This window comes from Okeania sp. SIO3B5 (assembly GCF_010692555.1).
Classification (GTDB): Bacteria; Cyanobacteriota; Cyanobacteriia; order Cyanobacteriales; family Microcoleaceae; genus Okeania.
Genome location: NZ_JAAHHG010000366.1, coordinates 1 through 9,176, shown reverse-complemented (window position 1 = coordinate 9,176; position 9,176 = coordinate 1). Strand labels below are relative to the sequence as shown.

The following is a 9,176-nucleotide window of genomic DNA, read 5'->3' as shown; positions in this document are numbered from 1 at the left end:
CCCTAATTAGGGTTTGCGCTTCACTAGTCTTTTTCTCAGGGCAGGAGCCAGAATCCAGCAATCCTGCAATTCAGGAGGAATGGCAGTTATAAAGGAATTAGTTGTAAGAATTGTCTCTTAATTTTTCACCTCAAGTGTGAGCCTTTTGTGCTAAGTTTTTTAACCTTTTTGACCTAAAAGCTGGTACTTTTTTCCAACAAACAAGTTGCTAAAACCTTTATCTATAAATGCTTTCATATTTATTCAGCAAACCCTAATTAGGGTTTGCGCTTCACTAGTCTTTTTCTCAGGGCAGGAGCCAGAATCCAGCAATCCTGCAATTCAGGAGGAATGGCAGTTATAAAGGAATTAGTTGTAAGAATTGTCTCTTAATTTTTCACCTCAAGTGTGAGCCTTTTGTGCTAAGTTTTTTAACCTTTTTGACCTAAAAGCTGGTACTTTTTTCCAACAAACAAGTTGCTAAAACCTTTATCTATAAATGCTTTCATATTTATTCAGCAAACCCTAATTAGAGTTTGCGCTTCACTAGTCTGATGGTGATAATAGGGAACAGGGAACACTTAACTGGGAACAGTTTAGACTATCTGCTACGGCAAAATTTTCGGCATTGTCAGGGGAAAAGTATTAGCATTTTGAGGCTACAATAGCCAAAAACCTTACACTTTTTCATAACAAAAAACCCTAGAAGCCTTTACAGGTATTGATTACAATTTTATTCAGCAAGCCCTAATTATTAATTATTAATTATTAATTATTAATTATTAATTGTTGAACACTCCCTTAAGAAAATAAGTAGTCATATCGCCTTTCCCTTTAATTGAAACCTTACCCCGCTGTTCAAATACAAATTTTTTCTGGAGTCGCTGATATACAAGACTGGTAACTTGAACTTCACCAGCAATACCACTAGACTCCATCCGAGATGCAATATTTACAGTATCGCCCCACAAATCATAGATAAATTTAGTTTGACCAATAACTCCAGCAACCACAGGCCCGACATGGATACCAATTCGCAGAGTCAAAGCTGTTCCTAGCCGATCGCATAGATGCTCGAAACTAACCTGCATATCTAGTGCCATATTAGCGATCGCCTCCAAATGATTATCTTGCTGTACTAGCAAACCACCAACTACCATATACGCATCCCCAATAGTTTTGATTTTCTCTAAACAATGTTTTTTAGTCAGTTGGTCAAACTTAGAAAAAATCAAATTCAGAAAATTTACAAGTTCTATGGGAGAAACATTTGAGCAAAACTCAGTAAACCCCACTAAGTCAGCAAATAACACACTCACATCATCAAAACTATCAGCGATCGCCCTTTGTTCTTCTTGTAGACGTTTAGCAATTTTAGCTGGCAAAATATTGAGCAATAACTGTTCCATTTGTTGTTGCTGAAACTTCAAAGCTTCCTGCGCCATTTTCCGGGCGGTAATATCAGAAACAGTACCCTCGTAATACAACAATTTGCCCTGAGAGTCATATACAGCACGAGCATTTTCAGAAATCCAAATTGTCTGACGATCTTTACGATATACTAAAGACTCAAAATTATATACAGCATTATCTACTTTCATTGCTGCTACAAATTTTTGCCTACGGTTAGGATCGTAATACAGCTGTTGAGAAATATCTTTAATATTTTTTAGTAACTCTTCTGGTGAATCATAACCATAAATTCTTGCTAGCGCCATATTTGCACTAATAAAACGTCCATTAGGAGAGACTTGAAAAATACCATCCACAGCATTTTCTACGATACCATGATATCGTTGTTCTGCAATTCTGAGAGCTTCTTCTGCTTGCTTATGTTGGACTAAAGAAGCTAATTGGGTAGCTGCTGCCTGAATTAATTCGATGGGATAAAGTTGGAAAGAAATAACTTTTTTTTTAAAGAAAATCAAGACTGCTAATACCCGATCATCAGCAATAATTGGCACTCCAAAAGCTGCTTTTAATCCCACTTCTGCAGCTATTTTTGACTCGATTGAAAAATCTTCTATCCACTGTGGTTTTTGAGATGCCCAAACTTTACCAGGCAAACTATTATTATAGGTAAAAGTTAACTTTGAACTATGAGTTCCAAATCGGTCTAAATGAGGCTCTCTAGCATACCAAACTTGACTATATTCAATTATATTATTAACCTCATTAGGAATCCATGCTTCACTAAAATCCCAATTAATTAGTTGGCAACAAGACTGAAGCATAATTGCTAATGCAGAATTAAAATCATCGGCATTATTAATAGATTGAGTTGTTTCTAATAAAAACCTAATTTCTGTTTCAGCTCTTTCTTTTTCTGCTATTTCTGCTTGTAATTTTAGATTCTGCTCTGTCAATTCTTGATTTTTTTCATGTAGTTGTGCTTGTAAGGAACTAATTATTAATTGATTTTTTACTCGTGCTAAAACTTCCCGACTTTGAAAAGGTTTAGTAATATAATCTACTGCTCCTACTTCAAAAGCTTTAACTTTATCTAAAGAGTCATCTAAAGCGCTAATAAAAATTACTGGAATATCAGAAAATTCATCTAAAGCTTTTATTTGTTGACAAACTTCATAGCCATCTATTTCTGGCATCATTACATCTAATAATATTAAATTAGGAGGATTAGATCTAATTATTTCTATAGCAGTTTTGCCGCTTGACTCTGTCCTAACTTGATAGCCATGACGCTTGAGCAAGGTTGACAGGAGCCGTAAATTCATAGGCAAGTCATCAACTATAAGTATATAGTTTGATGAAATAGTAGTTAACTCTAGGGACATACCTTCGAGAAGTAATAATATAGTTAAATCAGCGATCGGCGATTGGCACTCAGCAGTAAATCTGTGTGTTTGCGGAGCATTCCGGAACGGAAAGGGAGTTTCAACCCCTCTCTCTACCCACCTTCTGGTTTATAGGAACCGGGAATTTCAACCCAGAACTGTGTTCAAGCTGAAGTCCACAGTTGCAACCAAGGAGGCAAGATGTTTGCGGAGCATTCCATCAAGAAATGCGCTTAAGCTTATAGCTAGTTAAAATTTAGTATAGCAGCTCTATTGAAATTTGATAATCTGTAATACCATAACACCATTTTGAAAAAAGAATGTTACGAATAATAAGCATGATAAAAAGGCTTTACAGGAGACTTCCGTCGTAAGTATTCAGCCGTCAGCTATTGCTTTTAGTTTACGATAAAAGCTTGATTAATTGTCTTACTACAAAAGTTAGCTCCCTTGTCCTTAAAGTCTATATTAATTTAAACACTGTCCTATATGAGAGAATCTTGTTGCTGTTAACGCAGTTCTTCCTCAGGAAGTTAGCTAACAGCTAATAGCTGTTTGCGCAGCATTCCGCAGGAAATGCTTACCCTCCATCTTAATCAATCCTCTTTTTTTCAAAGAGAAGTAATACCAATTTGAAAAAAGAATGTTACAGATAATAAGCAGTATTAAAATAATTTGTAGGAAATATTTATTGGAGGAAAAAGATAAACTTTTATATAATAAATGGCATAAAACCCATTTCCATACGACTCCTGACTCCTGTCTCCTGACTCCTAAACAGTAACCTAAGTATTTGTAGCAAAGATTTATCAAACTGGTATAAAACGAAATCTGCTATAAATGAATGCAAGTGCGGGGATCTTGGCCGCGATGAGTGTACCTCACTAAAACGAAATCTGCTGTAAAATTCATGTTATAACTTTATTAAATGAGTCAATTATAACTTTATTAAATGAGTTAAGGAGTGGTATATATGAACTTTCAATTTTTCAAACAATTGACAAGTATTGGTTTTGTTACTCTAGCTGTAGTTGCTGGTCTGACTAAGCATAGTCAAGCCCATAAAATTTCGATATCAAATCCAATTTTTACTGCTAGACAAAACAATACTCCTTTAAATCCAATTGCTCTAAATAGATTAACTTTAGCTAAAAAAATTACTTTAGAAAGTGTTACTTCTAGTGTTAATACTGGAGTGGGTATTCATGTGGACTTGACTAACGATGGTAAAGATGGGGATGGGGTTTTGATTTCTACTTTTTTGCAGGCGATGCCACAGGAGATTGGCAGGGTTTTGGTAAGGCCAACTCCTGTTGTCTTACCTTCTCCGACTAGAGAAAATCAGATTGTTATAAATAGTGATAATGCTACTCCATCTCAAACTCAGGATGCTGAAAGTTACTTTGCTCAGGGTGTCGAACACTATAATAGAGGAGAGTATGAAAAAGCCCTCGATGACTATAACCAAGCTATTCGGCTCAATCCTAAATTTGCTGTAGCCTACTATAATCGGGGTCTTGTTTACAGTAACCAGAGAGAATATGAAAAGGCGATCACTGATTACAGCACATCCATCAAGCTAAACTATTCTTCAGTTTGGCTACCTTACACATCCAGGGGTATTATTTACTTCTACCAGGGAGAAAATAAAAAGGCGATCGCTGACTTTAGCCAAGCTATTCAAATCAATTCCCAATACACTGTTGCCTACTATCGCCGGGGTCTTGTTTACTTCTATCAGGGAGAAGATGAAAAGGCGATCGCTGACTATAACCAAGCTATTCGACTAAATCCCAAATTTGCGATTGCCTACTATAGTCGGGGTCTTGTTTACAGTAAACAAAGAGAAGATGAAAAGGCGCTTGCTGACTTTAACCAAGCTATTCGACTCAATCCCAAAATTTCTATTGCCTACTATAGCCGAGGTATTATTTACAGTAACCAAGGAGAAGATGAAAAGGCATTTGCTGACTTTAACCAAGCCATTCAACTCAATCCTAAATACCCTAATGCTTACAATAGCAGGGGTATTGTTTACTATCAGCAGGGAGAATATGAAAAGGCGCTTACTGACTATAACCAAGCCATTCAACTCAATCCCAAATATGCTGGTGCCTACCATAACCGGGGTCTGATTTACAAGCTTAACAGGAACATTGAAAAAGCAATATCAGATTTTGAAAAGGCTGCAGACTTATACAAACAACAAGGAAATCAAGAGTTGTATGAAGACTCTCTAGGTCAACTCAAACTATTACGAGGATATTAATTAGGGTTTGCTGATTAAATCTCAAATAATTACCAGATAAAGGGTTTAGACTTTTTAGACATTGAAAAAGTACATGGTTTTCAGCTCTTCATGCTCAAAAAGTTAGCATTTTTAGCGCATAGTTGGGCAAAAAAATTCTCCCCTACTCCCCTACTCCCCTACTCCCCCGCTCCCCTACGGGATGCTACGCAAACGCAAACATATCGCGCAGCGTTTAATGTCGGCTCTTAGCCGAAAACGTTACCTTAACCCAACTTGCTTATTATGAAGTTGAACATTTCCCAAAAGCGATCGCTCTCTAATCAAATTATCAGGACTTACGCAATGGAAAAACTTGATACAAACAAACTAACCTTAGACTCTAAAAATCAAAATCAAGACCGCATTCCACGAGTAATATCAGTTGACATTTTGCGTGGACTTGTAATGGTGCTAATGACATTAGATCATGTACGAATGTTTTTCTCCAATGCCGACTTTAACCCTTTAGACCTCACTGAGACAAACATTCCTCTATTTCTAACACGCTGGATAACCCATCTTTGTGCCCCCACATTCATTTTTCTAGCAGGAATAGGAGCTTATCTCTCCCTCAAACGTGGCAAAACCAAACAACGACTTTCTCGGTTTTTGTTACTCCGAGGACTGTGGTTAGTATTTCTAGATTTAACAGTAGTGTCTTTTAGTTGGGGTTTTAAACTGAGTTACATTTTTTCTGGCGCCGGAGTATTGTGGGCGATCGGTTGTTCGATGATTTTCTTAGCAGCAATAATTTATCTTCCTACTCGGACAATTGCGATCATCGCAATTTTCCTGATAGTCGGACATAATTTTTTTGATAATGTACAAGCAGAACAATTAGGAAATATTGGTTGGTTGTGGGCAATACTTCACCAGCGCACAATGATTGAACCAATTTCTGGGTTTCGCTTCTTTGTCCTCTATCCTCTGATTCCTTGGATCGGAGTTATGGCATTAGGTTATGTTTTCGGAACACTGTTTGAAATGGAAAAAGAACGACGACTTCAGCTATTAAGAAAAATCGGTTTAAGTATGATAGTTGCCTTTATTGTTATCCGAGCAACTAATATTTATGGCGACCCCAATTCTTGGTCAATTCAGTCTAACTTTCCTGATACCTTATTATCCTTTATCAATTGTCATAAATATCCGCCTTCTCTACTATATTTACTAATTACACTTGGTATAGCAATATTATTACTTTATTGGTTGGAAAAAACAAAAATACGTTATTTTAAACCATTAATTATATTAGGTCAGCAACCATTATTTTTCTATGTTATCCACATCTATTTAATTCATCTAACAGCTATTTTATTTGCCCTTTATAGATATGGGATAGAACCTTTTACTTTCTCCCAAGTAGGCATCAATTGGAAACCACAAGCATTTGGGTATAATTTACCAATTGTTTATCTAATTTGGTTGTTAATAACCTTCCTTTTATACATTATCTGTAACTGGTTTGCTAAGTATAAGAAGAATCATAAAAGTAAATGGTGGTTGAATTACCTATAAATATCGGTTTTTCGTAGCCTTCTAATTCAGTAGAAGGTACTGATAACTGATAACTGATAACTGATAACTGAAATGACTGGTTCGCTAAGTATAAGAAAAAGCATCAAGTTGAAGAATTTAGAATTAAGAATTAAGAATTTAGAATTACCTTTTCTTATCAAGAATACCAATTCCCATGCCTTTAAACCCTACTCCCTACTCCCTACTCCCTAATCCCTACTCCTTTCCCAAAATAATGTTATACTTCCAATAAACTTCAGTTATTAAGTAGGGCTTGCTGAATAAATCTAAAAGTCTTTATAGATAAAGGTTTTAGCATTTTTAAGTATCAAAAAGTGCGAGGTTTTAAGTGGTAATGGTTCAAAAATTTAGGATTTTGGTCAAGATTTGGGCATAAAAATCAAGGGACAATGCTTACTCCTACCTCCTCCCTCATTCCCATTTCTCCTGTCTCCTGTCTCCTGTCTCCTACCTCAACAAAAAGACTTTTTCAGCAAACCCTAAGTAATAATAATGATTCAGTAATGAATGTAGAGGATTATCGGTATTAATCCAAAATATCTTATGCCTTTAAACCCTACTCCCTACTCCCTACTCCCTACTCCCTACTCCCAAGGAAATGTAGCAAAACTTTTCTTGGTCGAACTGAAAGCAATAGCTGATGGCTGAAGTGCTGACGGCTGAATGCTTACTCAGTTATTGACCGAAAAATCCTGGATTATAAAATTTCATCTCCAACTGATATACTATCTGATTAACAAATTTAAGTTTTATCAGATTAAAATTTATCTATGGGTTATCCTTCTTATACTCCTCCGTGGTTCCTGAAAAATGGTGTAGCAATGACTCTTTATGCAGCCTTTTGGATACCCCGTTTTTGGGAAGAAACTACTACATTTCCGAAGCCTTCTTATCAAGAGAAAATTTTTATGGGAGCAAATGATGTGCCCATTTTTGGCTGGATGGCTATTCCAGAAAACCCAAAAGGTACAATTATTGGGACCTATGGAATTACAGGAGAGTTAGATAATCAATGGTTCTTAAAACTATTAGGACGCAAAGCTTATGCTCAAGGTTATGCTGTTATTTTATTTGATTGGCGTGCCCATGGCAAGACAGCATTATTATCACAAGCTCTAACTTCAGATGGCATTTATGAAGGGCAGGATTTTGTTCATATTGCTGCTCAAGCAAAAGCAATGGGTTGTCCGCCTAATTTTTGGTTTACTGCATATTCTTTAGGAGGACAACTAGCACTTTGGGGTGCAAAAGTAGCGGAAAGTTTGGCTCCAGAATTAGGGTTAGCTGAAACAGATATTGGTGGTTGTGCAGCTATTTGTCCCAGTCTAGAATCTCAACGTTCTCTATCTTATTTAGATAGTTCTCCTTTAGGAAGAAACTTGGATAGAGGAATTACTAAAAACCTCAAAAAATTAGTTTGGTTAATTCACGAGCATCATCCAGATTTTATCGATCCAGAGGCAATAGAACGTGCTGATTGTATCTGGAAATTTGATGAAGAATTTGTGATTGAAAGATTAGGATTTTCATCAGTAGAAGCCTACTATCAAGCAACAAGTCCTCTATATTTTTTGCCTCATATAAAAAAACGAACATTGATTATTTATGCTGAAGATGACCCTATGTTTGACCCAACAATTGGAGCAGATTTAAAAGCTGCTTGTGAAAGTAATTCTGCTATTGATTTAATGTTAACTCGTTATGGTGGTCATGTAGCTCATGTTAGCAGTAAATCTTGTCAAGCTAATGCTCAAGATCCTGATGTTTGGTGGGCATTGAATCGAGTTTTTGAATGGATAAAACAAAATGAAATGTCAACATTAACTACTTCAGTTACTGCTTAAAATTAATCATTTGGAATTGGGTGATAATCCTAATTCCTGATATTAATTAGTTGCTCATTTTTTAGCAAATATTTAGCTAATTAATTTTATCAAAATAACATTGGTCTAAAACGCCGCCTTTTAAGGCGCAATATTTTTGGAGCCTTGCTCAAATTCCTTACTTCCCCTCCTGGCTCCCCTCCTGGGAGGGGCGGGGGTGGGTTGGGGAGGGGCAGGGGTGGGTTAATATCATGTTCGGATAATCAGTTATAAAAAAACTTTATCCCTTTTAACCCTTTCTTCCCTTCTGCCTCCCCCTCCTGGGAGGGGTTAGGGGTGGGTTGCCTCCTGCCTTCGTTCCTCCAAAGTGTAAGTATTCAACCGAACATGATATAACTTCTGATTTCTGACTTTTGACTTCTGACTTCGTTAAATCATGTCCGGTAGCATCGGAGCGTGTATAAAATTAAATAACAATTGCAAGAAACCCTTCTGTCTTCTGCCCTCTGCCTTTCCTCCACCAAGGTGTAATATCATGTCCGAATAATTAGGGTTTGCTGAAAAAGTCTTTTTTAAGGAGTAGGGGAGCGGGGGAGTAAGGGAGTAGGGGAGTAGGGGAGTAATTTTTTTGCCGAACTATGCGCCCAAAATCCTAACTTTTTGAGCATAAAGAGCTGAAAACCACATACTTTTTCAAGATCTAAAAAGGCTAAAACCTTTATATGTAAAAGCTTTGATATTTATTCAGCA

5 protein-coding genes are annotated in these 9,176 nt (G+C 36.6%); 4 read left to right on the top strand and 1 reads right to left on the bottom strand.

All coding sequences use genetic code 11. The features are described 5' to 3' along the window. Positions 1–761 precede the first annotated feature (761 nt). Entirely contained in the window at positions 762–2,774 is a 2,013-nt protein-coding gene (locus tag F6K54_RS32005; protein ID WP_293087012.1) for an adenylate/guanylate cyclase domain-containing protein, read from the bottom strand. A gap of 973 nt (positions 2,775–3,747) precedes the next feature. On the opposite strand from F6K54_RS32005, the gene F6K54_RS32000 reads away from it, so the two are divergent. From F6K54_RS32000 to F6K54_RS31985, 4 genes are all read left to right on the top strand, one after another. Next, entirely contained in the window at positions 3,748–5,043 is a 1,296-nt protein-coding gene (locus F6K54_RS32000; protein ID WP_293087009.1) for a tetratricopeptide repeat protein, read from the top strand. Between the two features lie 264 nt (positions 5,044–5,307). After that, positions 5,308–6,582: a DUF1624 domain-containing protein gene (locus F6K54_RS31995; protein WP_293087006.1), complete on the top strand. Its 1,275-nt coding sequence runs from the start codon at positions 5,308–5,310 to the stop codon at positions 6,580–6,582. A gap of 72 nt (positions 6,583–6,654) precedes the next feature. Next, positions 6,655–6,795 (top strand): hypothetical protein, encoded by a 141-nt coding sequence (locus F6K54_RS31990; protein ID WP_293087004.1) that lies wholly within the window; start codon positions 6,655–6,657, stop codon positions 6,793–6,795. A 578-nt stretch (positions 6,796–7,373) separates the two neighbouring features. Then, the gene (locus F6K54_RS31985) at positions 7,374–8,447 is read left to right on the top strand and encodes a YheT family hydrolase (protein ID WP_293087001.1); all 1,074 of its coding nucleotides are present in this window, start codon (positions 7,374–7,376) and stop codon (positions 8,445–8,447) included. Positions 8,448–9,176 lie beyond the last annotated feature (729 nt).

What these genes read in the sequence shown, in the direction of transcription:
- F6K54_RS32005 (WP_293087012.1), bottom strand. Translation starts at nt 2,774, where the DNA reads ATGTCCCTAGAGTTAACTACTATTTCATCAAACTATATACTTATAGTT.
- F6K54_RS32000 (WP_293087009.1), top strand. Translation starts at nt 3,748, where the DNA reads ATGAACTTTCAATTTTTCAAACAATTGACAAGTATTGGTTTTGTTACT.
- F6K54_RS31995 (WP_293087006.1), top strand. Translation starts at nt 5,308, where the DNA reads ATGAAGTTGAACATTTCCCAAAAGCGATCGCTCTCTAATCAAATTATC.
- F6K54_RS31990 (WP_293087004.1), top strand. Translation starts at nt 6,655, where the DNA reads ATGACTGGTTCGCTAAGTATAAGAAAAAGCATCAAGTTGAAGAATTTA.
- F6K54_RS31985 (WP_293087001.1), top strand. Translation starts at nt 7,374, where the DNA reads ATGGGTTATCCTTCTTATACTCCTCCGTGGTTCCTGAAAAATGGTGTA.